Raw genomic sequence first — 23,151 nt, 5'->3', positions numbered from 1 at the left:
GGTCAACACATCTGAAGTATGAGAAACGAGGTCGGATGATGCGTACGCGTCCGCTGAAGGTGGCGCTGCTGGGCTGTGGAGTGGTCGGCTCAGAGGTGGCGCGCATCATGACGACGCACGCCGACGACCTCGCCGCGCGCATCGGCGCGCCGGTCGAGCTCGCCGGCGTCGCCGTCCGCCGGCCCTCCAAGGTGCGGGAGGGCATCGACCCCGCGCTGATCACCACCGATGCGACCGCCCTGGTCAAACGGGGCGACATCGACGTCGTCATCGAGGTCATCGGGGGCATCGAGCCCGCCCGTACGCTCATCACGACCGCCTTCGAGCACGGCGCGGGCGTCGTCTCCGCCAACAAGGCGCTGCTCGCCGAGGACGGCTCGGCGCTCCACGCGGCCGCCGAGAAGAACGGCCGGGACCTCTACTACGAGGCGGCCGTGGCCGGCGCCATCCCGCTCGTACGGCCGCTGCGGGAGTCCCTCGCGGGGGACAAGGTCAACCGGGTGCTCGGCATCGTCAACGGCACGACCAACTTCATCCTCGACCGGATGGACACGAGCGGCGCCGGTTACTCCGAGGCGCTCGACGAGGCCACCGCACTCGGGTACGCCGAGGCCGACCCGACCGCCGACGTGGAGGGCTTCGACGCCGCCGCGAAGGCCGCGATCCTCGCAGGGATCGCCTTCCACACCCGGGTGCGGATCGGCGAGGTGCACCGCGAGGGCATCACCGAGGTGACCGCCGCCGACATCGCCTCCGCCCGGCGCATGGGCTGCACCGTCAAGCTCCTCGCCATCTGCGAGCGCGCCGCCGACGGCAATTCCGTCACCGCCCGCGTGCACCCCGCGATGATCCCGCTCAGCCACCCGCTGGCCTCCGTCCGCGAGGCGTACAACGCGGTCTTCGTCGAGGCCGAGGCGGCCGGACAGCTGATGTTCTACGGCCCCGGCGCCGGCGGCGCCCCGACCGCGTCCGCGGTCCTGGGCGACCTCGTCGCCGTCTGCCGCAACATCATCGGGGAGACCACCGGTCCCGGTGAGTCCGCGTACACGCGTCTGCCGGTCAGCCCCATGGGCGACGTCGTCACGCGTTACCACATCAGTCTCGACGTGGCCGACAAGCCTGGCGTACTCGCCCAGGTCGCGACGGTCTTCGCCGAACAGGGCGTATCCATCGATACGGTCCGCCAGCAGAGCCGGCCGGACAGTCAGGAAACCGGCGGCGAGGCCTCCCTCGTCGTCGTCACCCACCGCGCGCCCGACGCCGCCCTCTCCGGGACCGTCGAAGCGCTGCGCAAGCTGGACACCGTGCGCGGTGTCGCCAGCATCATGCGTGTTGAAGGGGAGTAAGGACCCATGACCAGCAAGGGCACCCACCAGTGGCGCGGCATCATCGAGGAGTACCGGGACCGGCTCCCGGTCACGAGCTCGACGCCGGTCGTCACGCTCCGTGAGGGCGGTACGCCCCTCGTTCCGGCGCAGGTCCTCTCCGAGCGCACGGGCTGCGAGGTGCACCTCAAGGTCGAGGGCGCCAACCCCACCGGGTCGTTCAAGGACCGCGGTATGACCATGGCGATCACCCGGGCCAAGGAGGAGGGCGCGCAGGCCGTCATCTGCGCCTCCACCGGCAACACCTCCGCCTCCGCCGCCGCCTACGCGGTGCGCGCGGGCATGGTCTGCGCCGTCCTCGTGCCGCAGGGCAAGATCGCGCTCGGCAAGATGGGGCAGGCGCTCGTCCACGGAGCGAAGATCCTCCAGGTCGACGGCAACTTCGACGACTGTCTGACCCTGGCCCGCAGCCTCTCCGACAACTACCCGGTGGCACTGGTCAATTCGGTCAACCCGGTCCGGATCGAGGGCCAGAAGACCGCCGCGTTCGAGATCGTCGACGCGCTCGGCGACGCTCCCGACATCCACGTCCTGCCGGTGGGCAACGCGGGCAACATCACGGCCTACTGGAAGGGCTACAAGGAGTACGCGGGGGACGCCGTCTCCACGCGCACCCCGCGCATGTGGGGCTTCCAGGCGTCCGGTTCCGCGCCGATCGTGCGCGGCGAGATCGTCAAGGACCCGGCGACCATCGCCACCGCGATCCGCATCGGCAACCCGGCGTCCTGGCAGTTCGCGCTGGACGCGCGGGACGAGTCGGGCGGCTTCATCGACGAGGTGACCGACCGTCAGATCCTGTCGGCCTACCGCCTGCTGGCCTCCCAGGAGGGTGTCTTCGTCGAGCCCGCCTCGGCGGCGTCCGTGGCCGGTCTGCTCAAGGCCGCCGAGGAGGGCAAGGTCGACCCCGGCCAGAAGATCGTCTGCACCGTCACCGGCAACGGCCTCAAGGACCCCGACTGGGCCGTCGCGGGCGCTCCGCAGCCCGTCACCGTCCCGGTCGACGCCGTGGCCGCGGCCGAGAAGCTGGGCCTCGCGTAACCGGCCCTCGCCGCAGCTCAACCGCCCTCCCAGGGGGGCCGAGAGCGCATAGGAGGTGTGCGACACGCATCGTGCGCCTCCTGTGCGCCCTATGTCGCCGCAGAACCTTCCTTCGATAAGCTGTCCCCGCCCCGCCGCAGCCGCCGCGGTGCAGCAGCCGTCGTGACTGCCGGGCCCCCCGTCACCCCGCGCAACGGCACCCCACGCACGTCGAAGTACCCTGCTCAACATCCCCGCCGCCGTACAGGAAGAGTCGTCCAACCGATGGCCGGTCCCGCGTTCCGAGCCGCCGCCGTCCGGGTGCGCGTCCCCGCAACCAGCGCCAATCTGGGCCCGGGTTTCGACGCCCTCGGCCTCTCGCTGGGGCTCTACGACGACGTCGTCGTCCGGGTCGCCGATTCCGGGCTGCACATCGACATCGCGGGCGAGGGCGCCGAGACGCTCCCCCGTGACGAGAGCCACCTGCTCGTACGCTCCCTGCGGACGGCCTTCGACCTGCTCGGCGGACAGCCCCGCGGCCTGGAGATCGTCTGCGCCAACCGCATCCCGCACGGCCGCGGACTCGGTTCCTCGTCCGCCGCCATCTGCGCCGGGATCGTCGCCGCCCGCGCCGTGACGACGGGCGGCGAAGCCCGTCTCGACGACGCCGCGCTGCTGGAGCTGGCCACCGAGATCGAGGGGCACCCCGACAACGTCGCGGCCTGTCTCCTCGGCGGCTTCACGCTCGCCTGGATGGACGGCGGAGCCGCCAGGGCGATCCGGATGGACCCCTCCGCCGCCGTCGTACCGGTGGTCTTCGTGCCGGCCACTCCGGTGCTCACCGAGACCGCCCGTGGTCTGCTGCCGCGCACCGTCCCCCATGTGGACGCCGCGGCCAACGCCGGTCGCGCGGCCCTGCTCGTCGAGGCCCTGACCAGGCGCCCCGAACTGCTCCTCGCGGCGACGGAGGACCGGATCCACCAGGAGTACCGGGGCCCCGCGATGCCGCAGACCGTCGACCTGGTGAACCGGCTGCGTGCCGACGGCGTCCCCGCCGTCATCTCCGGCGCGGGACCCACGGTGCTCGCGCTGGCGGACGAGGGTTCCGCCGACAAGGTCGCCCGGCTGGCGGGCGAGGGATGGGCCGCGAACCGGCTCGCTCTCGACGCCACGGGTGCGAGCGTCCTGCCGCTCGCCGCGTAACCGCATGTGATTGCCGGTGCATGAGAGGGGGAATGTTTGTTGGAGCCGGTAGTGTTAACCTCAAGTCAGCAATCGACGTCTTCGTGGCGCGTTGCTTCGTGTCCCCCTCCGGGACCACCACTCTTCCGGGAGCCTCCCCGACTGCCTGAGCAGCCCGCCTGAGCTTTCGAGCACGCTCCGGAACCGGCACGACACCCTCTTGCTCGTCCAGGAGTGGGCCGAGCAGGGGGATCTCGCGCCGGAACCCCGCACATTCATCTCTCCGCCGTACCCGGCGGACCACCGCCCCGGCAAGGTCCGCGATCGACACGATCAACAGACCGCAGTCGGACAGCACAACCGGTCGCCGAGCCAGAAGGCCGACGTCCGCTCCAGGGAAGGACCCTTCGTGAGCGACACCACCGATCTGATGGGCGTGACTGCCGACAAGAGCGTCGACAGCTCCGTGCCCGCCGAAGGTGCTGCCACTGGCACCACCGCACGGCGCCGCCGCTCCGGCACCGGCCTCGAGGGCATGGTCCTGGCCGAGCTGCAGCAGGTCGCGTCCGGCCTCGGCATCAGGGGAACTGCGCGGATGCGTAAGAGCCAGCTGATCGAGGTCATCAAGGAGGCGCAGGCCGGAGGATCCTCCGCGCCCGCCCCCAAGGCCGCCGCGTCCGCCGGTACGGACGCCGGGAGCAAGCCGAAGCGGCGTGCCACGTCCAAGACCCGCACCGGTGACGAGAACGCTGCCGCCCCGGCCGCCGACAAGGCCGACGCCCAGCAGCAGATCGACATCCCGGGCCAGCCGGCCAACGACGAACCGCCGGCCGGCGAGCGCCGCCGTCGCCGGGCGACCGCGCAGGCGGGCAGCCCCGACACCAAGACCGAGTCCAAGGCGGAGCCGAGGGCCGAGTCCAAGGCCCAGGCCGAGCCGAAGGCCGAGAGCCGCCAGGACCGCGGCGACGAGCGCGCCGAGGCGAAGGGCGAGGCCAAGGCCGAGTCCGCCGCCGACACGGCCGAGGGCCGTCGCGGCGACCGCCAGGACGGCCGGCGTGACCGCGGCGACCGCCAGGACCGCGGTGACCGCCGCGACCGCCAGCGCGACCGCCGGGGCAAGGGCGACGACCAGGGCCAGCAGGGCGGCGGACGCCGTCAGGGCCAGCAGGGCGGCGGCCAGAACCAGGGCCAGCAGCAGCAGGGCGGCGGCGGCCAGCAGGACGACGGTTACGACGACGAGGGCGGCCGGCGCGGCCGCCGGGGCCGCTACCGCGACCGCCGTGGCCGTCGTGGCCGCGACGACTTCGCGACCGACGTGCAGGTCGCCGACGACGACGTCCTGATCCCCGTCGCGGGCATCCTCGACATCCTCGACAACTACGCGTTCATCCGGACCTCCGGCTACCTGCCGGGACCGAACGACGTGTACGTCTCACTCGCCCAGGTCCGCAAGAACGGCCTGCGCAAGGGTGACCACGTCACCGGTGCGGTGCGCCAGCCCAAGGACGGCGAGCGCCGCGAGAAGTTCAACGCGCTGGTCCGTCTGGACTCCGTCAACGGCATGGCGCCCGAGAGCGGCCGCGGCCGTCCGGAGTTCCAGAAGCTGACCCCGCTGTACCCGCAGGACCGGCTCCGCCTGGAGACCGACTCCAACGTCCTGACCACCCGGATCATCGACCTGGTCGCCCCGATCGGCAAGGGCCAGCGAGGCCTGATCGTGGCCCCGCCGAAGACCGGTAAGACCATGATCCTCCAGGCCATCGCCAACGCGATCACGGTCAACAGCCCCGAGTGCCACCTGATGGTCGTCCTGGTCGACGAGCGTCCGGAAGAGGTCACCGACATGCAGCGGTCGGTGAAGGGCGAGGTCATCTCCTCGACCTTCGACCGCCCCGCCGAGGACCACACCACGGTCGCCGAGCTCGCCATCGAGCGTGCGAAGCGCCTCGTGGAGCTCGGCCACGACGTGGTGGTCCTGCTGGACTCGATCACCCGTCTGGGCCGTGCGTACAACCTGGCGGCACCGGCCTCCGGCCGCATCCTCTCCGGTGGTGTCGACTCGACCGCGCTCTACCCGCCGAAGCGCTTCTTCGGTGCCGCGCGCAACATCGAGGACGGCGGCTCGCTGACCATCCTGGCCACCGCGCTCGTCGAGACCGGCTCGCGCATGGACGAGGTGATCTTCGAGGAGTTCAAGGGCACCGGCAACATGGAGCTCAAGCTCGACCGGAAGCTTTCGGACAAGCGCATCTTCCCGGCGGTGGACGTCGACGCGTCCAGCACCCGTAAGGAAGAGATCCTGCTCGGCACCGATGAGCTGGCCGTCGTCTGGAAGCTGCGCCGGGTGCTTCACGCGCTCGACCAGCAGCAGGCGATCGAGCTTCTGCTGGACCGCATGAAGAAGACGCAGTCCAACGCGGAGTTCCTGCTCCAGATCCAGAAGACGACACCGGGCAACGGCAACAGCAACGACTGACGTCGCCGCGCCGCAGCTCCGCAACAGATGCCCCGTCACCTCGTGACGGGGCATCTGTTGCGTTTCCGCACCCGCCGGTTGACGGATTCCGCCGTGCGGGCCGAGGGGGGAGCGCGGCCCCCGCCGCGCTCGGCGTCCACCGCCACGCGAGCGGGCGCGTGCCACCCCGCACCGCGTCGGCGGCCGTCATGGCGACGGGACGCCAGGGTGCGATCTTCGCCACATGCGCCGGGTTCGTCACCGGCTGGAGCGGCCGTGCCCCGTTCGGCCGAAATCCCAGGTGAGCGCCGGGTTCCAGGTCCGCGCACCCGCTTCCTCCGAGGCCCCCGTCGCCCGACGGGGGCCTCAGCTCGCTGTGCGAGGCTGCTGGCTGCTCCGTCGTCCCACCGAGCGACGCCGGACCACGCCCGTGCACCACGGCAGGGGGTAAGAGCGAGCAGCGAAAGAGGGACCCGCATGAGCGAGCAGAGCAGGAGCGCCGGCCGAATACGCGGCACCGGCAGCCGCCGGAGGAAGCCGTCCCCGGGCCGCCGGGTGAAGAGGGTCGCGCTGTGGGGCGTCGCCGCCCTGGTGGTCGTCGGAGGATCCGGACTCGGTTACGCCTACTACACGCTCAACGGGAATCTGAAGGGCGTCGACATCGACGCCGCCCTGGGGGCCGAGCGTCCCGACGACGTGGACAACGGGTCGCAGGACATCCTGGTGCTGGGATCGGACTCCCGCTCGGGCGCCAATGCCGAATACGGCGCCGACGAGGGCTCCGCGCGCGCGGACACCGCGATGATCGTCCACGTCAACGAGGGGCACACCTCCGCGAGCGTGGTCTCGGTCCCGCGGGACACCATCGTCGACCGTCCCGCCTGCACGAGCGACACGACCGGGGAACAGGTCGGCGCGGAGCACGGGACGATGTTCAACTCCGCCTACCAGGTCGGCGGACCCGCCTGCGCGGTGAAGACCGTCGAGTCGATGTCGGGCATCCGTATGGACCACTACGTCGAGGTCGACTTCACCGGGTTCAAGAAGCTCGTCGACGAGCTGGGCGGCGTCGACATCACCACCTCGCAGGCGATCGACGACCCCGACAGCCACCTCTCGCTGAAGCCCGGCCGCCACACCCTGAGCGGCGAGCAGTCGCTCGGCCTCGTCCGTACGCGCCACAGCGTCGGTGACGGCAGCGACCTGGGCCGCATCCAGCTCCAGCAGGCCTTCGTCAAGGCGCTGATGGACCAGGCGAAGAGCGTCGGGGTGTTCTCGAACCCGAAGACGCTCTTCGGGCTCGCCGACACCGCGACCAAGGCCGTCACCACCGACTCCCAGCTCGCCTCCGTCAAGAAGCTCACCGGCTTCGCGAACGGGCTCAAGGGCCTCGGCTCGAAGAACATCGACATGGTCACCCTGCCCGTGGAGTACGACCCCGAGGACCCGAACCGGGTGCTGCCCCAGGAGAAGGCCGACCGGCAGGTGTGGGCGGCCCTCAAGCAGGACGAGCCGATCCCCGCGTCCGCCACGGCGACGTCCGCCGGCGACAAGGGCGGGGCCGGGAAAGTCGTACGGTAACGGCACCTTCCGTCACCATCCGGTCGCGGAATGTTCCCCGTACGCACGGGAATACACACGGCCGTACCCTCGTTTTGGGAGATACGGCCGGTCCTGGCAGACTGGTACGTCGGCCCCGGTTCACGGACGCGCAATCCGCGCGAACGACCCGGAGCCCTCCCGAATCTAGGAGACACCTTGAAGCGCGACATTCACCCCGAGTACGTCGAGACGCAGGTCAGCTGCACCTGCGGTGCGTCGTTCACCACCCGGAGCACCCTTGAGGGCGGCGCGATCCGTGCCGACGTCTGCTCCGAGTGCCACCCGTTCTACACGGGCAAGCAGAAGATCCTCGACACCGGCGGCCGCGTGGCCCGCTTCGAGGCCCGCTTCGGCAAGGCTGCCGGCTCCGCCAGCAAGTAGCGAGCCACTGCGCCGGTTCCCGACGCCCTCCACCAGGGCGCCGGGACCGGCGTTTTTTCCGGCTGTGCGGCCGGGCGTGCCTCCCGGGCGCGCTCCCCGGCGGCACACCGTCCAGCAGGCAGCAGACGTATGACGCAGAAACCAGGAGCCCGAAGATGTTCGAGGCGGTCGAGGAACTGATCGGCGAGCACGCCGATCTCGAGAAGAAGCTCGCCGACCCGTCGGTCCACGCCGACCAGGCCAACGCGCGCAAGCTCAGCAAGCGCTACGCGGAGCTGACCCCGATCGTCTCCACGTACCGGTCCTGGAAGCAGACCGGCGACGACATCGAGACCGCCCGCGAATTCGCCGCCGACGACCCCGACTTCGCCGCCGAGGTCAAGGTCCTGGAGAAGCAGCGCGAGGAGATCACCGAGAAGCTCCGCCTCCTCCTGGTCCCGCGCGACCCCAGCGACGACAAGGACGTGCTCCTGGAGATCAAGGCGGGCGCGGGCGGCGACGAGTCCGCCCTCTTCGCCGGCGATCTGCTGCGCATGTACCTGCGCTACGCCGAGCGCATCGGCTGGAAGACCGAGATCATCGACTCCACCGAGTCCGAACTCGGCGGCTACAAGGACGTCCAGGTCGCCGTGAAGACCAAGGGCGGCAACGGCGCCACCGAGCCCGGCCAGGGCGTCTGGGCCCGGATGAAGTACGAGGGCGGCGTGCACCGCGTGCAGCGCGTGCCCTCGACCGAGTCCCAGGGCCGCATCCACACCTCCGCCGCCGGCGTGCTCGTCACGCCCGAGGCGGAGGAGGTCGACGTCGAGATCCACGCCAACGACCTCCGCATCGACGTCTACCGCTCCTCGGGCCCCGGCGGCCAGTCCGTCAACACCACGGACTCCGCCGTCCGCATCACGCACCTGCCCACCGGTGTCGTCGCCTCCTGCCAGAACGAGAAGAGCCAGCTCCAGAACAAGGAGCAGGCCATGCGCATCCTGCGGTCCCGGCTGCTGGCCGCCGCCCAGGAGGCCGCCGAGCAGGAAGCCTCCGACGTACGCCGCAGCCAGGTGCGCACCGTGGACCGCTCGGAGAAGATCCGGACGTACAACTTCCCGGAAAACCGGATCTCGGACCACCGCGTCGGCTTCAAGGCGTACAACTTGGACCAGGTGCTCGACGGCGACCTCGACGCGGTCGTCCAGGCGTGCGTCGACGCCGACTCCGCCGCCAAGCTCGCCGCCGCGTAGGCAGTGAGCACCACCGCCCCGCCCCGCTCGTGAACCCGTACGGAGAACCGCGATGAACCTGCTGCTCGCCGAGGTGGCCCAGGCCACCCAGCGGCTGGCCGACGCCGGTGTCCCCTCACCGCGATTCGACGCCGAGGAACTCGCCGCGTTCGTGCACGGCGTCAAGCGGGGCGAGCTGCACCATGTGCCGGACGCCGACTTCGACGCCCGCTACTGGGAGACGATCGCCCGCCGCGAGGCCCGCGAGCCCCTCCAGCACATCACCGGCCGCGCCTTCTTCCGCTACCTGGAACTCCAGGTCGGCCCCGGAGTCTTCGTCCCGCGCCCGGAGACCGAGTCGGTGGTCGGCTGGGCGATAGACGCGGTCCGCGCGATGGACGTCGTCGAACCGCTGATCGTCGACCTCTGCACCGGATCGGGCGCGATCGCGCTCGCCATGGCGCAGGAGGTGCCGCGCTCGCGGGTGCACGGTGTGGAGCTGTCCGAGGACGCCCTGAGGTGGACCCGGAAGAACGCCGAGGGGTCCAGGGTCACCGTCCACCGGGGAGACGCCCTGAGCGCCCTTCCCGAGCTCGACGGACAGGTCGACCTGGTCATCTCCAACCCTCCGTACATCCCGCTCACCGAGTGGGAGTACGTGGCACCGGAGGCCCGCGACCACGACCCGCAGATGGCGCTGTTCTCCGGCGAGGACGGCCTCGACACCATCCGCGGCATCGAGCGCACCGCGCACCGGCTGCTCCGCCCCGGCGGGCTCGTCGTCATCGAGCACGCCGACACCCAGGGCGGCCAGGTGCCGTGGATCTTCACCGAGGAGCGGGGCTGGGCCGACGCGGCCGACCACCCCGACCTGAACAACCGGCCCCGGTTCGCCACGGCCCGCAAGGCCATGCCGTGACCACCGGGACACCGGCACCGCACGAACCCCAACCGACAGACCCGTACATGTCCGAGGAGGCCGGCTGATGGCACGGCGATACGACTGCAACGACGCGACCGACCGTACGACCGGCCTGCGTGAGGCCGCGTCCGCCGTCCGCCGCGGCGAACTGGTCGTGCTGCCCACCGACACCGTGTACGGGATCGGTGCGGACGCCTTCAGCTCGGAGGGCGTCGCCGACCTGCTCGACGCCAAGGGCCGCGGCCGCAACATGCCGACCCCTGTCCTGATCGGCTCCCCGAACACCCTGCACGGCCTGGTCACCGACTTCTCCGAGCAGGCGTGGGAGCTCGTCGACGCGTTCTGGCCCGGCGCCCTCACCCTCGTCGCCAAGCACCAGCCGTCCCTCCAGTGGGACCTCGGCGACACCCGCGGCACCGTCGCCGTCCGGATGCCCCTGCACCCGGTCGCCATCGAGCTCCTCACGGAGGTCGGCCCGATGGCCGTCTCCAGCGCCAACCTCACCGGACACCCCTCGCCCGAGGACTGCGACGCAGCCCAGGGGATGCTCGGCGACAGCGTCTCCGTGTACCTCGACGGCGGCCCCACCCCCGGGATCGCCCCGTCCTCGATCGTCGACGTCACCGGCAAGATCCCCGTGCTGCTGCGGGCCGGCGCGCTCTCGGTCGAGGAACTCCGCAAGGTGGTACCCGACCTCGAGGTGGCCAATTGACCGCCCCTGAGGGGCGTGGCATAACGGGGCGGCACGACACCTTCCGCATCCTCCACGTCAGCACCGGCAACGTCTGCCGCTCGCCCATCACCGAGCGGCTGACCCGGCATGCCCTCGTGGACCGCCTCGGTGACCCGCTCAGCGGCGGCCTCATCGTGGAGAGCGCCGGCACCTGGGGGCACGAGGGCGCGCCCATGGAGGCCAACGCCGAGGTCGTCCTCGCCGACTTCGGCGCCGACGCCACCGGCTTCGTCGGCCGCGAGCTCCTCGACGAGCACGTGATCCGCGCCGACCTGGTGCTGACCGCCACCCGCGACCACCGCGCCCAGGTGATCTCCATGGGCCACTCGGCGGGCCTGCGGACCTTCACCCTCAAGGAGTTCACCCGGCTGGTGCGGGCCATAGACCCCGCGACGCTGCCGGACGCCCGTGAGGAGGGCGTCGTCGAGCGCGCCCGCGCGCTGGTGCGCGCCGCGGCGGCGCTGCGTGGCTGGCTGCTGGCACCCACGGCGGAGGCCGACGAGGTCTACGACCCGTACGGCGCCCCCATCACGTTCTTCCGTTCCATCGGTGACGAGATCAGCCAGGCCCTCGACCCCGTCATGACCGCCCTCACCGGGGTGCGCGCCCCGCACTGACCCACCGCCGGCCCGCGCGCCCCGCACGGGGTGCGCCGACCGGCGTAGAGGGGCGCCCGGCAGCGGGCAGGCGGCCCGGGGCGGGCCTACATTGGATCTGACGCCACGCACCCCCTCCTCCAGGCCCGGAGCCCCCGATGCCGGTCACCACTCCCGCCGCACGCGCGGCCGCGCCCTCGCCGGACACCGCCATGCCGCAGGACTTCGGCGCCCTGCTCCGCCAGGACCCGGAGATCGGCTCGGTCCTGCTGGCCGAGGCGGGGCGGCAGGCGAGCACCCTCCAGCTCATCGCCGCCGAGAACTTCACCTCGCCCGCGGTCCTCGCCGCCCTCGGCTCCCCGCTCGCCAACAAGTACGCCGAGGGCTACCCCGGGGCCCGTCACCACGGCGGCTGCGAGCAGGCCGACGCCGCGGAACGCGTCGCCGTCCGGCGGGCGACGGAGCTGTTCGGCGCCGAGCACGCCAACGTCCAGCCGCACTCCGGATCGTCGGCCGTCCTCGCCGCCTACGCCGCGCTGCTGCGCCCCGGCGACACGGTGCTGGCCATGGGCCTCCCGTACGGCGGCCATCTCACCCACGGCGCTCCGGGCAACTTCTCCGGACGCTGGTTCGAGTTCGCCGGTTACGGCGTCGACCCGGACTCGGGGCTCATCGACTACGCGCAGGTGCGGGCCCTCGCCCGGGCCCGGCGCCCCAAGGCGATCGTCTGCGGGTCGATCTCCTACCCCCGGCACCCCGACTACGAGCAGTTCCGGGACATCGCCGACGAGGTGGGCGCCTACCTGATCGCGGACGCCGCCCACCCGATGGGACTGATCGCCGGGGGAGCGGCGCCCAGCCCGGTGCCCTACGCGGACGTGGTGTGCGCGACGACGCACAAGGTGCTGCGCGGCCCGCGCGGCGGCATGATCCTGTGCGGCGTCGAGCTCTCGGAGCGGATCGACCGCGCGGTGTTCCCCTTCACCCAGGGCGGCGCCCAGATGCACACGGTCGCGGCGAAGGCCGTCGCCTTCGGAGAGGCGGCCACCCCGGCGTACGCGGTGTACGCCCACCGGGTCGTCGCCCACGCCCGCGTCCTGGCGGCCGCCCTGGAGTCCGAGGGCTTCGAGATCACCACGGGCGGCACGGACACCCACATCGTCGTCGCGGACCCCGGCCCGCTGGGCGTCGACGGCCGCACCGCCCGCGAGCGGCTCGTGGCCGCCGGGATGGTCCTGGACACCTGCGCCCTGCCGTACGGGGATGCACGCGGGATCCGGCTCGGCACCGCGGCCGTCACCACCCAGGGCATGGACGAGGACGACATGGCGCGGATCGCCGAGCTGTTCGGCGCGGCCGTGCGCGAGGAGAGCGACCCGGGGCTGCTGCGGGCCGAGGTCCGCGGGCTCGCCGAGCGCAATCCGCCGTATCCGGGGTAGGCGGTGTGAACCACGTATGTGCAACCGACAACCCGTGGCTCGGCGTCCTTGCCCGGGAGACTAGGGTGTGGGGCTGAGATGGCCGGCGAATTTTCTGGGGCAGCCCGTGCGTGATTACCTGCTGACGCTCTGTGTCACGGCAGCGGTTACCTATCTGCTGACCGGGCCGGTGCGGAAGTTCGCCATCGCGATCGGGGCGATGCCCGCGATCCGGGCGCGTGACGTACACCGGGAACCGACACCTCGGCTCGGTGGTATCGCCATGTTCGGCGGACTGTGCGCGGGGCTGATCGTCGCGGACCACCTGTTCAACCTGAACGGTGTCTTCGAACTCTCCAACGAACCCAGGGCGCTGCTCTCCGGAGCCGCCCTGATCTGGCTGATCGGCGTCCTGGACGACAAGTTCGAGCTCGACGCACTGATCAAGCTCGGCGGACAGATGATCGCCGCCGCGGTCATGGTCATCCAGGGTCTGACGATCCTGTGGCTGCCCATCCCCGGAGTCGGCACCGTCGCGCTCACCCAGTGGCAGGGCACCCTGCTCACGGTCGCCCTGGTCGTGATCACGATCAACGCGGTCAACTTCGTCGACGGTCTGGACGGCCTCGCGGCCGGCATGGTCTGCATCGCGTCCGCGGCGTTCTTCCTCTACACCTACCGCCTCTGGTACGGGTACGGGATCGAGGCGGCCGCCCCCGCGACGCTCTTCGCCGCGATCCTCATGGGCATGTGCCTCGGCTTCCTGCCGCACAACATGCACCCCGCCCGGATCTTCATGGGTGACTCAGGATCGATGCTGATCGGACTCGTGCTGGCCTCCGGCGCGATCTCGGTCACCGGCCAGGTCGACCCCGACGCGATGAAGCTCTTCGAGGGCAGCGAGCGGCAGGCGACCCACGCGATGCTGCCGGTCTTCATCCCGCTGCTGCTGCCGCTCACGATCATCGCGATCCCGGCGGCGGACCTGATCCTCGCGATCGTGCGCCGCACCTGGAACGGCCAGTCGCCGTTCGCGGCCGACCGGGGCCACCTGCACCACCGGCTGCTGGAGATCGGGCACTCGCACAGCCGGTCCGTGCTGATCATGTACTTCTGGTCGGCGCTGATCGCCTTCGGCGCGGTCGGCTACTCCGTGCACTCCACCTCTCTCTGGATCGTCCTGGTCATCGTGGGCCTCAGCGCGGTCGGCCTGGTCCTGCTGCTCATGCCGCGCTTCACCCCGCGCGCACCGCACTGGGCCGAATCCTTCGTGCCGCCGCGCTACCGGCGCCGCCGGCACGACGGCGAGGCCGAGGACGCCCCCGGTGCCCAACACGAGGCGGAGAGCTCACACATGGCCTCCCCGGAGCAGGAGCGGGCCTCGGTGTCCGTGGGTGTCTCCGGCGTCAACGGAGCGACCGCGATCGGCCCCCGTTCGCGCTTCACGGATCGGGACCGAGCCGACGCACCGCGTTGACACCGCCGACGCAGAAACCCCTATACCAGACAATGCGCCGTGATGTTCTGCACACACGCGCGAAGTAACCCTCATGTGTGACAGCTGGCACACTTTCTGAGTAAAGACCTCATCAAATAGTTTGTGATACCGTTCACGAAGCCCGGTGAGGAGGCCGAAGGACCTGAGTAGCACGGTCCTTCGTCCCGAAGCATCGACTCGGACCGGGCCTACGCTCGTCCCTGACGACCACTGACCACCCCCTGCAACGCGGAGTAACCGCCATGCCGTCCAACGACGCCCGGACTCTCCTCCACACCGCCGTGCCCACTGCTGCCGCCGGTGTCGTCGCCGTCGCCGTCAGCGCTGTGCTCGCCGGCGGCAAGGGAGCGATCGGCGCTGCGGTCGGGACGCTGGTGGTGATCCTCTTCATGGGGATCGGACTCGGTGTCCTGCAGCGCACGGCGAAGTCCATGCCGCATCTGTTCCAGGCCATGGGGCTGGTGCTCTACACGGTCGAACTGCTGCTGCTCTTCGTCTTCGTCGCCGCCTTCCAGAACACGACGCTGTTCAACCCGAGGGCTTTCGCGGCCTCGCTGATGGCCGCGACGCTCGTGTGGGTCGCGGCGCAGATCCGTGTGCACATGAAGACCAAGATCCTTTACGTCGAGCCGGACTCGTCCGCGGGCAAGACGCCCGAGAACATGGGGTCTTCGACGTGAGGGGTAGGGCCGGGATAAGCGCGCGTTCGAGACCCTGCTATCGTCCGGTGCCAACTGCGGCACTGCGGGCGCGGGCATCAAAATCGGCGCCTGCTCCATCGCGAGGCGTAATGCCTGAGCCGCCCCCCATCCGTAACACCAGTCCAGTGCCGACCAGCGGCTGCTTGCCGCGCCGACACAACGAGGTTGCCGTACCTATGCGCCACGCTGAAGGAGCCCGCGGTGAGTGCTGACCCGACGACGGTGCTCGCCTTCGAGACCGACTGCCACATCTTCGACGGATGCGGCTTCCCGGCTCCTGGCCTGCACTCCTTTGTTTTCGAGCCGATGTTCACCGTTGGCGGCATCGAGATCAACAAGCCGATGCTGCTGGCGGTCCTGAGCACCGTTGTCGTCGTCGGCTTCTTCTGGGCGGCTTTCAACAAGCCGAAGCTGGTGCCCGGAAAGCTCCAGATGGTCGCCGAGGCGGGTTACGACTTCATCCGCACCGGTGTGGTGTACGAGACGCTCGGCAAGCGCGAGGGCAAGAAGTACGTGCCCCTCATGGTCTCGCTGTTCTTCTTCATCTGGATCATGAACCTCTGGGCGATCATTCCCCTCGCCCAGTTCCCGGTGGTCTCGGTCATCGGGTTCCCGGTGGCGCTGGCCGCGATCGTCTACATCCTGTGGGTCAGCCTGACCTTCAAGCGGCACGGCTTCGTCGGCGGCTGGAAGAACATCTCCGGCTACGACCCGTCGATCGGCCCGGCTCTTCCCTTCGTCATGCTCATCGAGATCATGTCGAACCTGCTGATCCGGCCGTTCACGCACGCGGTGCGACTGTTCGCCAACATGTTCGCCGGCCACGTGCTGCTGCTGATCTTCACCATCGCCAGCTGGTACCTGCTGAACGGCATCGGCATCGCTTACGCCGGTGTGTCGTTCGTGATGACCATCCTGATGACCGCCTTCGAGCTGTTCATCCAGGCGCTGCAGGCCTACGTGTTCGTCCTTCTGGCCTGCAACTACATTCAGGGTGCTCTCGCCAAGGAGCACTGAGCAGTCCAGCACCACCCCCGATAGTCGTCCGGTGGCCAACCCCCACCGGTTCTGAAAGAGAAGGAAGAAACGGCATGTCCGCTCTTGAGACCCTCGCCGCCGTCAACATCACGGGCAACCTCGGTTCCATCGGCTACGGCCTCGCCGCGATCGGCCCCGGCGTCGGCGTCGGCATCATCTTCGGTAACGGCACCCAGGCGCTGGCCCGCCAGCCCGAAGCTGCCGGCCTGATCCGTTCGAACCAGATCCTCGGCTTCGTCCTCTGTGAGGCGCTCGCCCTGATCGGTCTCGTCATGCCCTTCGTCTACCCGGTCGACTAAGTCGCGGCATTCCGACTGCCCGATGCGACGAAAGGCATTGATGTGAACGCCCTACAGCTGGCGGCCGAGGAAGAGATCCAGAACCCGCTGCTCCCGGCGATCCCCGAGATCGTCATCGGCCTGATCGCCTTTGTCATCGTCTTCGGTTTCCTCGCCAAGAAGCTCCTCCCGAACATCGAGAAGGTTCTGGAAGAGCGCCGCGAGGCGATCGAAGGCGGGATCGAGAAGGCCGACGCGGCCCAGACCGAGGCCCAGAGCGTTCTTGAGCAGTACAAGGCTCAGCTCGCCGAGGCCCGCCACGAGGCCGCCCGTCTGCGCCAGGAGGCGCAGGAGCAGGGTGCCGTCATCATCCAGGAGATGAGGGCGGAGGGTCAGCGGCAGCGCGAGGAGATCATCGCGGCCGGCCACGCCCAGATCGAGGCCGACCGCAAGTCCGCGGCGTCCGCGCTGCGTCAGGACGTGGGCACCCTCGCCACCGCCCTGGCCGGCAAGCTCGTCGGCGAGTCCCTCGAGGACCACGCCCGGCAGAGCGGCACCGTCGACCGTTTCCTCGACGAGCTCGAGGCGAAGGCCGAGGCCGTCCGATGAACGGAGCGAGCCGCGAGGCGCTGGCCTCCGCACGTGAGCGTCTCGACGCACTGACCGACTCCACGTCGGTCGACGCGGCGAAGCTCGGTGAGGAGCTGGCAGCCGTCACCGCGCTGCTCCACCGCGAGGTATCGCTGCGCCGGGTCCTCACCGACCCGTCGCAGGGCGGCGAGGCCAAGGCCGAGCTGGCCGGACGACTGCTGCGCGGTCAGGTGGGCGGCGAAGCCGTGGACCTGGTCTCCGGCATGGTCCGCTCCCGCTGGTCGCAGTCGCGTGACCTGGTGGACTCGGTCGAGGAACTGGCGAACACCGCGGACCTCACCGCGGCCCAGCGCGCCGGCGCGCTCGACGACGTCGAGGACGAGCTCTTCCGGTTCGGCCGGATCGTCGGCTCCGACGTCGCGCTGCGCTCCGCGCTGACCGACCGGAAGGCGACGGCCTCCGCCAAGAGCGAGCTGCTCCGCAGCCTGCTCGGCGGCAAGGCCCAGCCCGTCACCGAGCGCGTGATCACGCGCCTCGTGACGCAGCCCCGAGGACGTAGCCTGGAAGCGGGACTCGAGTCCCTGTCCAGGCTCGCCGCGGAGCGCCGGGACCGCATGGTCGCCGTCGTCACCTCGGCGGTGCCGCTGTCCGATCGCCAGAAGCAGCGCCTCGGCGCCGCCCTGGCGAAGATCTACGGCCGGCAGATGCACCTGAACCTGGACGTGGACCCCGAGGTCCTCGGCGGGATCTCGGTGCGCGTCGGTGACGAGGTCATCAACGGCACGATCGCGGAGCGCCTCGAAGAGGTCACCCGCAGGATGGCCGGCTGACAGCGCGCAGCGCCACGCACCAACTGAACGAGCAAGAATTGCGGCCCGGTTGGGCCGTGCAGAAATTGCAGAAGATTCCTGGGGGTCGCCCCCAGACCCCTTTGAGAAACTTCGGGCCCAACAAGGAGAGCAGGGAACCCCAGATGGCGGAGCTTACGATCCGGCCGGAGGAGATCCGGGACGCACTGGATAACTTTGTCCAGTCGTACCAGCCGGACGCGGCCTCGCGCGAGGAGGTCGGGACGGTCAGCGTTGCCGGCGACGGCATCGCGAAGGTGGAGGGCCTGCCCTCCGCCATGGCGAACGAGCTGCTGAAGTTCGAGGACGGCACCCTCGGTCTCGCCCTCAACCTCGAGGAGCGCGAGATCGGTGCGATCGTCCTCGGCGAGTTCAGCGGAATCGAGGAGGGCCAGCCGGTGCAGCGCACCGGTGAGGTGCTCTCCGTCGGCGTCGGCGAGGGCTACCTCGGCCGCGTCGTCGACCCGCTCGGCAACCCGATCGACGGTCTCGGCGAGATCGCGACCGAAGGACGTCGCGCCCTCGAGCTGCAGGCCCCTGGCGTCATGGTCCGCAAGTCGGTGCACGAGCCGATGCAGACCGGCTACAAGGCCGTCGACGCCATGGTGCCGATCGGCCGTGGCCAGCGTCAGCTGATCATCGGCGACCGTCAGACGGGTAAGACCGCTCTGGCCGTCGACACGATCATCAACCAGCGCGACAACTGGCGCTCGGGCGACGTGAACAAGCAGGTGCGCTGCATCTACGTCGCCATCGGTCAGAAGGGCTCCACCATCGCCTCCGTGCGCGGTGCCCTCGAAGAGGCCGGCGCCCTGGAGTACACGACCATCGTCGCCGCCCCGGCGTCCGACCCGGCCGGCTTCAAGTACCTGGCGCCGTACACCGGCTCGGCCATCGGCCAGCACTGGATGTACGACGGCAAGCACGTCCTCATCATCTTCGACGACCTGTCGAAGCAGGCCGACGCCTACCGCGCCGTGTCGCTTCTGCTGCGCCGTCCGCCGGGCCGTGAGGCCTACCCGGGCGACGTCTTCTACCTGCACTCGCGTCTGCTGGAGCGTTGCGCCAAGCTCTCCGACGACATGGGCGCCGGTTCGATGACGGGTCTCCCGATCGTCGAGACCAAGGCGAACGACGTGTCGGCGTTCATCCCGACCAACGTCATCTCCATCACCGACGGCCAGTGCTTCCTGGAGTCCGACCTGTTCAACGCGGGTCAGCGTCCGGCGCTCAACGTCGGTATCTCGGTCTCCCGAGTCGGTGGCTCCGCCCAGCACAAGGCCATGAAGCAGGTCTCCGGCCGTCTTCGTGTGGACCTCGCCCAGTTCCGTGAGCTGGAGGCGTTCGCCGCCTTCGGTTCCGACCTGGACGCGGCCTCCAAGGCGTCGCTGGAGCGCGGTAAGCGCATGGTCGAGCTGCTGAAGCAGCCGCAGTACGCCCCGTTCCCGATGGAGGAGCAGGTCGTCTCCGTCTGGGCCGGCACCACGGGCAAGATGGACGACGTCCCGGTCGAGGACATCCGCCGTTTCGAGAGCGAGCTGCTGGAGTTCCTGCGCCGCGAGCGCAAGGACCTCCTGACCAGCATCGCCGAGGGCGGCAAGATGTCCGACGACACGCTGCAGTCGATCGCCGACGCGATCGCCTCCTTCAAGCAGCAGTTCGAGACCTCGGACGGCAAGCTCCTGGGCGAGGGCTGATCGATGGGCGCTCAGCTTCGCGTTTACAAGCGCCGCATCCAAGCCGTCACCGCGACCAAGAAGATCACCAAGGCGATGGAGATGATCGCCGCCTCGCGCATCGTCAAGGCGCAGCGCAAGGTGGCGGCGTCGATGCCGTACGCGACCGAGCTCACCCGTGCGGTGACCGCGGTGGCGACCGGCTCGAACACCAACCATCCGCTCACCACCGAGGCCGAGGCTCCGGCCCGGGCGGCGGTCCTGCTCCTGACGAGCGACCGCGGTCTGGCCGGCGGCTACTCCTCCAACGCCATCAAGGCGGCGGAGCGGCTGCGGGAGCGGCTGGCGGCCGAGGGCAAGGAGGTCGACACGTACATCGTCGGCCGCAAGGGTGTCGCGTACTACGGCTTCCGTGAGCGCAAGGTCGCGGAATCGTGGACCGGCTTCACCGACAGCCCCGAGTACTCGGACGCCAAGAAGATCGCCGAGCCCCTCATCGAGTCCATCACCAAGGACACGGCCGAGGGTGGCGTCGACGAGCTGCACATCGTCTTCACGGAGTTCGTGTCGATGATGACGCAGAACGCGGTCGACGGCCGGATGCTGCCGCTCTCGCTCGACGAGGTCGCGGAGGAGAGCACCGGTAAGGGCGAGATCCTGCCGCTGTTCGACTTCGAGCCGTCGGCGGAGGACGTCCTCGACGCCCTTCTGCCGCGCTACGTCGAGAGCCGTATCTACAACGCACTGCTGCAGGCCGCCGCTTCCGAGCACGCCGCCCGACGCCGTGCGATGAAGTCGGCGACCGACAACGCCGGGGATCTGATCAAGAGCCTCTCCCGGCTTGCCAACGCGGCCCGCCAGGCCGAAATCACCCAGGAAATCAGCGAGATCGTCGGCGGTGCAGGTGCGCTGGCCGACGCGTCCGCGGGGAGTGACAAGTAATGACGACGACAGTTGAGACGGCCGCTGCCACGGGCCGCGTCGCCCGGGTCATCGGCCCGGTCGTCGACGTGGAGTTCCCCGTCGACGCGATGCCGGAGATCTACAACGCCCTGCACATCGACGTCGACGACCCGGCCGAGGCCGGCGCTCGTAAGACGCTGACCCTGGAAGTCGCCCAGCACCTGGGTGACGGCATGGTCCGCGCGATCTCGATGCAGCCCACCGACGGTGTGGTCCGCCAGGCGCCGGTGACCGACACGGGCGAGGGCATCACCGTCCCCGTCGGTGACATCACCAAGGGCAAGGTGTTCAACACCCTCGGTCAGATCCTGAACGAGCCGGAGGCCGAGGCGCAGATCACCGAGCGCTGGCCGATCCACCGCAAGGCCCCGGCCTTCGACCAGCTCGAGTCCAAGACCGAGATGTTCGAGACCGGCCTGAAGGTCGTCGACCTGCTGACCCCGTACGTCAAGGGCGGCAAGATCGGTCTGTTCGGTGGTGCGGGCGTCGGCAAGACGGTCCTCATCCAGGAAATGATCATGCGTGTGGCGAAGCTGCACGACGGTGTGTCGGTGTTCGCCGGCGTCGGCGAGCGCACCCGTGAGGGCAACGACCTCATCGACGAGATGACCGACTCGGGCGTCCTGGAGAAGACCGCGCTGGTCTTCGGCCAGATGGACGAGCCGCCGGGCACCCGTCTGCGGGTCGCGCTGTCCGCCCTGACCATGGCGGAGTACTTCCGCGATGTGCAGAAGCAGGACGTGCTGCTCTTCATCGACAACATCTTCCGCTTCACGCAGGCCGGCTCCGAGGTCTCCACGCTGCTCGGCCGCATGCCGTCCGCGGTGGGTTACCAGCCGACCCTGGCCGACGAGATGGGTGTGCTCCAGGAGCGCATCACCTCGACGCGTGGTCACTCGATCACCTCGATGCAGGCGATCTACGTCCCCGCGGACGACCTGACCGACCCGGCCCCGGCCACCACGTTCGCCCACCTCGACGCGACGACGGTTCTCTCCCGTCCGATCTCCGAGAAGGGCATCTACCCGGCCGTGGACCCGCTGGACTCCACGTCCCGCATCCTGGACCCGCGCTACATCGCGCAGGACCACTACGACACGGCCAGCCGCGTCAAGGGGATCCTGCAGAAGTACAAGGACCTCCAGGACATCATCGCGATCCTCGGTATCGACGAGCTGGGCGAGGAGGACAAGCTCGTTGTCCACCGTGCCCGTCGCGTCGAGCGCTTCCTGTCGCAGAACACCCACGCCGCCAAGCAGTTCACCGGCCTGGACGGTTCGGACGTGCCGCTCGACGAGTCGATCGCCGCGTTCAACGCGATCTGTGACGGGGAGTACGACCACTTCCCCGAGCAGGCGTTCTTCATGTGCGGTGGCATCGAGGACCTCAAGGCCAACGCCAAGGAGCTCGGCGTCTCCTGAGCCTCCGGCTCACCGAGGGGGGTGGGTGTGTCCCGCCCCCCTCACCACGCCCCGTAGAATTGAACCGACACCCGGCACGACCGCCGGGTGGTGACCCGAGGAGCCACCCTTGGCTGCTGAGCTGCATGTCGAGCTGGTCGCCGCGGACCGCAGTGTCTGGTCCGGCGAGGCCACCCTCGTTGTCGCACGTACCACGTCCGGCGACATCGGCGTCATGCCCGGTCACCAGCCGCTCCTGGGTGTGCTGGAATCGGGCCCCGTGACGATCCGTACGAGCGACGGCGCGACTGTGGTCGCCGCTGTGCACGGCGGTTTCATCTCGTTCGCGGACAACAAGCTCTCGTTGCTGGCGGAGATCGCCGAGCTTGCTGACGAGATCGACGTCCAGCGCGCCGAGCGTGCGCTGGAGCGCGCGAAGTCGGAGACGGACGCCGGTGCCGAGCGCCGCGCGGACGTGCGACTGCGTGCGGTGGCGGCGCACTGAGCGTCCCCACGAGGAGTTTTTGACTCAGCCGCGGCCCGAGCTGGAGAGATCCAGACCGTGTCGCGGCTGAGGCGATGCAGGTGCAGTCCGGTTCGGCCGGTTTCGGTATCCGTTACTCGACGATGCGAGGAGGTCGGTGGAGATGGTCCTCGCTCTGTGGGTTGGCGGTCTGGTCGTCGTACTGGTCGCGGTGGGTCTGTTCGTCTTCGGCCTCCGCAGGCGGCTGATCCAGCGCTCCGGCGGAACCTTCGACTGCAGCCTGCGCTGGGACGTGTCCGAGGAGCCGGATCCGTCCGGCAAGGGCTGGGTGTACGGGGTCGCCCGCTACAGCGGTGACCGTGTCGACTGGTTCCGGGTCTTCTCCTACTCGCCCCGTCCGCGCCGCGGTCTTGAGCGCTCCGCCATCGAGGTGGTCGCGCGCCGGCTGCCCGAGGGCGAGGAGGAGCTGGCGCTCCTGTCCGATTCCGTCGTGCTCGGCTGTCTCCACCGGGGGACGCGCCTGGAGCTGGCGATGAGCGAGGACGCCCTGACGGGCTTCCTCGCCTGGCTGGAAGCGGCCCCGCCCGGCCAGCGAGTCAATGTGGCTTAGATAGAAGGCTCTCGCTGGTTGGGGGTCCCCCCGGACGGAGTCTGGGGGAGAGTCAATGTGGCTTGGATAGAAGGCTCTCGCTGGTTGGGGGTCCCCCCGGACGGAGTCTGGGGGAGAGTCAATGTGGCTTGGATAGAAGGCTCTCGCTGGTTGGGGGTCCCC

At 69.8% G+C, this 23,151-nt stretch carries 22 protein-coding genes; all 22 read left to right on the top strand.

Going from position 1 to position 23,151, the window contains the following annotated elements; genetic code table 11:
* Positions 1-35: 35 nt before the first annotated feature.
* The 22 genes from ACZ32T_RS18970 (at position 36) to ACZ32T_RS18865 (ending at position 22,989) form a co-directional block, all read left to right on the top strand.
* Entirely contained in the window at positions 36-1,346 is a 1,311-nt protein-coding gene (locus ACZ32T_RS18970) for a homoserine dehydrogenase (RefSeq protein WP_467266076.1), read from the top strand.
* A gap of 6 nt (positions 1,347-1,352) precedes the next feature.
* Positions 1,353-2,423 carry a threonine synthase gene (gene thrC / locus ACZ32T_RS18965; RefSeq protein WP_467266074.1) on the top strand — a complete coding sequence of 357 codons (1,071 nt, stop codon included), beginning with the start codon at positions 1,353-1,355 and terminating at the stop codon, positions 2,421-2,423.
* Positions 2,424-2,687: 264 nt separating this feature from the next.
* Positions 2,688-3,605 (top strand): homoserine kinase, encoded by a 918-nt coding sequence (gene thrB / locus ACZ32T_RS18960; RefSeq protein WP_467266072.1) that lies wholly within the window; start codon positions 2,688-2,690, stop codon positions 3,603-3,605.
* Positions 3,606-3,993: 388 nt separating this feature from the next.
* On the top strand, positions 3,994-6,060 hold the full coding sequence (gene rho / locus ACZ32T_RS18955) for a transcription termination factor Rho (RefSeq protein WP_467367869.1): 2,067 nt from the start codon (positions 3,994-3,996) through the stop codon (positions 6,058-6,060).
* Positions 6,061-6,516: 456 nt separating this feature from the next.
* Positions 6,517-7,620, top strand: a complete 1,104-nt coding sequence (locus tag ACZ32T_RS18950; protein ID WP_467367867.1) for an LCP family protein — start codon at positions 6,517-6,519, stop codon at positions 7,618-7,620.
* A 177-nt stretch (positions 7,621-7,797) separates the two neighbouring features.
* Complete coding sequence (rpmE, locus tag ACZ32T_RS18945) at positions 7,798-8,022, top strand: 50S ribosomal protein L31 (protein WP_099174467.1); 225 nt, start codon at positions 7,798-7,800, stop codon at positions 8,020-8,022.
* A gap of 155 nt (positions 8,023-8,177) precedes the next feature.
* Positions 8,178-9,254, top strand: coding sequence for a peptide chain release factor 1 (gene prfA / locus ACZ32T_RS18940; protein WP_467367865.1), 1,077 nt, complete (start codon positions 8,178-8,180; stop codon positions 9,252-9,254).
* A 52-nt stretch (positions 9,255-9,306) separates the two neighbouring features.
* Complete coding sequence (prmC, locus tag ACZ32T_RS18935) at positions 9,307-10,152, top strand: peptide chain release factor N(5)-glutamine methyltransferase (RefSeq protein WP_056794331.1); 846 nt, start codon at positions 9,307-9,309, stop codon at positions 10,150-10,152.
* A gap of 67 nt (positions 10,153-10,219) precedes the next feature.
* Positions 10,220-10,867, top strand: coding sequence for an L-threonylcarbamoyladenylate synthase (locus ACZ32T_RS18930; RefSeq protein WP_467367863.1), 648 nt, complete (start codon positions 10,220-10,222; stop codon positions 10,865-10,867).
* On the top strand, positions 10,864-11,505 hold the full coding sequence (locus ACZ32T_RS18925; protein ID WP_104789118.1) for an arsenate reductase/protein-tyrosine-phosphatase family protein: 642 nt from the start codon (positions 10,864-10,866) through the stop codon (positions 11,503-11,505). The genes ACZ32T_RS18930 and ACZ32T_RS18925 overlap by 4 nt, the downstream gene beginning before the upstream one ends.
* Before the next feature lie 137 nt (positions 11,506-11,642).
* On the top strand, positions 11,643-12,923 hold the full coding sequence (locus ACZ32T_RS18920; RefSeq protein ID WP_467367861.1) for a serine hydroxymethyltransferase: 1,281 nt from the start codon (positions 11,643-11,645) through the stop codon (positions 12,921-12,923).
* 94 nt (positions 12,924-13,017) lie between these two features.
* Entirely contained in the window at positions 13,018-14,379 is a 1,362-nt protein-coding gene (locus ACZ32T_RS18915; protein ID WP_467266255.1) for an MraY family glycosyltransferase, read from the top strand.
* A gap of 263 nt (positions 14,380-14,642) precedes the next feature.
* Entirely contained in the window at positions 14,643-15,080 is a 438-nt protein-coding gene (locus ACZ32T_RS18910) for a hypothetical protein (RefSeq protein ID WP_467266060.1), read from the top strand.
* A 222-nt stretch (positions 15,081-15,302) separates the two neighbouring features.
* Positions 15,303-16,118, top strand: coding sequence for a F0F1 ATP synthase subunit A (gene atpB / locus ACZ32T_RS18905; RefSeq protein ID WP_104789126.1), 816 nt, complete (start codon positions 15,303-15,305; stop codon positions 16,116-16,118).
* Between the two features lie 74 nt (positions 16,119-16,192).
* Positions 16,193-16,438 (top strand): ATP synthase F0 subunit C, encoded by a 246-nt coding sequence (gene atpE, locus ACZ32T_RS18900; protein ID WP_014048348.1) that lies wholly within the window; start codon positions 16,193-16,195, stop codon positions 16,436-16,438.
* Between the two features lie 42 nt (positions 16,439-16,480).
* Positions 16,481-17,026: a F0F1 ATP synthase subunit B gene (locus ACZ32T_RS18895; RefSeq protein WP_356711606.1), complete on the top strand. Its 546-nt coding sequence runs from the start codon at positions 16,481-16,483 to the stop codon at positions 17,024-17,026.
* Entirely contained in the window at positions 17,023-17,838 is an 816-nt protein-coding gene (locus tag ACZ32T_RS18890; RefSeq protein WP_467266057.1) for a F0F1 ATP synthase subunit delta, read from the top strand. The genes ACZ32T_RS18895 and ACZ32T_RS18890 overlap by 4 nt, the downstream gene beginning before the upstream one ends.
* 143 nt (positions 17,839-17,981) lie before the next feature.
* A complete protein-coding gene (atpA, locus tag ACZ32T_RS18885) occupies positions 17,982-19,553 on the top strand; it encodes a F0F1 ATP synthase subunit alpha (protein WP_359472771.1) in 1,572 nt (523 codons plus the stop codon).
* 3 nt (positions 19,554-19,556) lie between these two features.
* Positions 19,557-20,474, top strand: coding sequence for a F0F1 ATP synthase subunit gamma (locus ACZ32T_RS18880; protein WP_467266054.1), 918 nt, complete (start codon positions 19,557-19,559; stop codon positions 20,472-20,474).
* Positions 20,474-21,916 (top strand): F0F1 ATP synthase subunit beta, encoded by a 1,443-nt coding sequence (gene atpD / locus ACZ32T_RS18875; protein WP_356711599.1) that lies wholly within the window; start codon positions 20,474-20,476, stop codon positions 21,914-21,916. The genes ACZ32T_RS18880 and atpD overlap by 1 nt, the downstream gene beginning before the upstream one ends.
* Before the next feature lie 109 nt (positions 21,917-22,025).
* Positions 22,026-22,400, top strand: a complete 375-nt coding sequence (locus ACZ32T_RS18870) for a F0F1 ATP synthase subunit epsilon (RefSeq protein WP_104789137.1) — start codon at positions 22,026-22,028, stop codon at positions 22,398-22,400.
* Positions 22,401-22,542: 142 nt separating this feature from the next.
* Complete coding sequence (locus tag ACZ32T_RS18865; protein WP_014154045.1) at positions 22,543-22,989, top strand: DUF2550 domain-containing protein; 447 nt, start codon at positions 22,543-22,545, stop codon at positions 22,987-22,989.
* The last annotated feature ends 162 nt before the right edge of the window (positions 22,990-23,151 follow it).

It is taken from the genome of Streptomyces sp. NPDC023573 (assembly GCF_055559735.1).
This window is presented reverse-complemented; position numbering and strand designations above follow the sequence as displayed.

Coding starts and splice junctions, on each gene's coding strand:
- ACZ32T_RS18920 (WP_467367861.1), top strand. CDS start 11,643: ATGCCGGTCACCACTCCCGCCGCACGCGCGGCCGCGCCCTCGCCGGAC.
- ACZ32T_RS18970 (WP_467266076.1), top strand. CDS start 36: ATGATGCGTACGCGTCCGCTGAAGGTGGCGCTGCTGGGCTGTGGAGTG.
- thrC (WP_467266074.1), top strand. CDS start 1,353: ATGACCAGCAAGGGCACCCACCAGTGGCGCGGCATCATCGAGGAGTAC.
- prfA (WP_467367865.1), top strand. CDS start 8,178: ATGTTCGAGGCGGTCGAGGAACTGATCGGCGAGCACGCCGATCTCGAG.
- atpA (WP_359472771.1), top strand. CDS start 17,982: ATGGCGGAGCTTACGATCCGGCCGGAGGAGATCCGGGACGCACTGGAT.
- atpD (WP_356711599.1), top strand. CDS start 20,474: ATGACGACGACAGTTGAGACGGCCGCTGCCACGGGCCGCGTCGCCCGG.
- ACZ32T_RS18950 (WP_467367867.1), top strand. CDS start 6,517: ATGAGCGAGCAGAGCAGGAGCGCCGGCCGAATACGCGGCACCGGCAGC.
- ACZ32T_RS18930 (WP_467367863.1), top strand. CDS start 10,220: ATGGCACGGCGATACGACTGCAACGACGCGACCGACCGTACGACCGGC.
- prmC (WP_056794331.1), top strand. CDS start 9,307: ATGAACCTGCTGCTCGCCGAGGTGGCCCAGGCCACCCAGCGGCTGGCC.
- ACZ32T_RS18865 (WP_014154045.1), top strand. CDS start 22,543: ATGGTCCTCGCTCTGTGGGTTGGCGGTCTGGTCGTCGTACTGGTCGCG.
- ACZ32T_RS18880 (WP_467266054.1), top strand. CDS start 19,557: ATGGGCGCTCAGCTTCGCGTTTACAAGCGCCGCATCCAAGCCGTCACC.
- ACZ32T_RS18910 (WP_467266060.1), top strand. CDS start 14,643: ATGCCGTCCAACGACGCCCGGACTCTCCTCCACACCGCCGTGCCCACT.
- atpE (WP_014048348.1), top strand. CDS start 16,193: ATGTCCGCTCTTGAGACCCTCGCCGCCGTCAACATCACGGGCAACCTC.
- ACZ32T_RS18890 (WP_467266057.1), top strand. CDS start 17,023: ATGAACGGAGCGAGCCGCGAGGCGCTGGCCTCCGCACGTGAGCGTCTC.
- thrB (WP_467266072.1), top strand. CDS start 2,688: ATGGCCGGTCCCGCGTTCCGAGCCGCCGCCGTCCGGGTGCGCGTCCCC.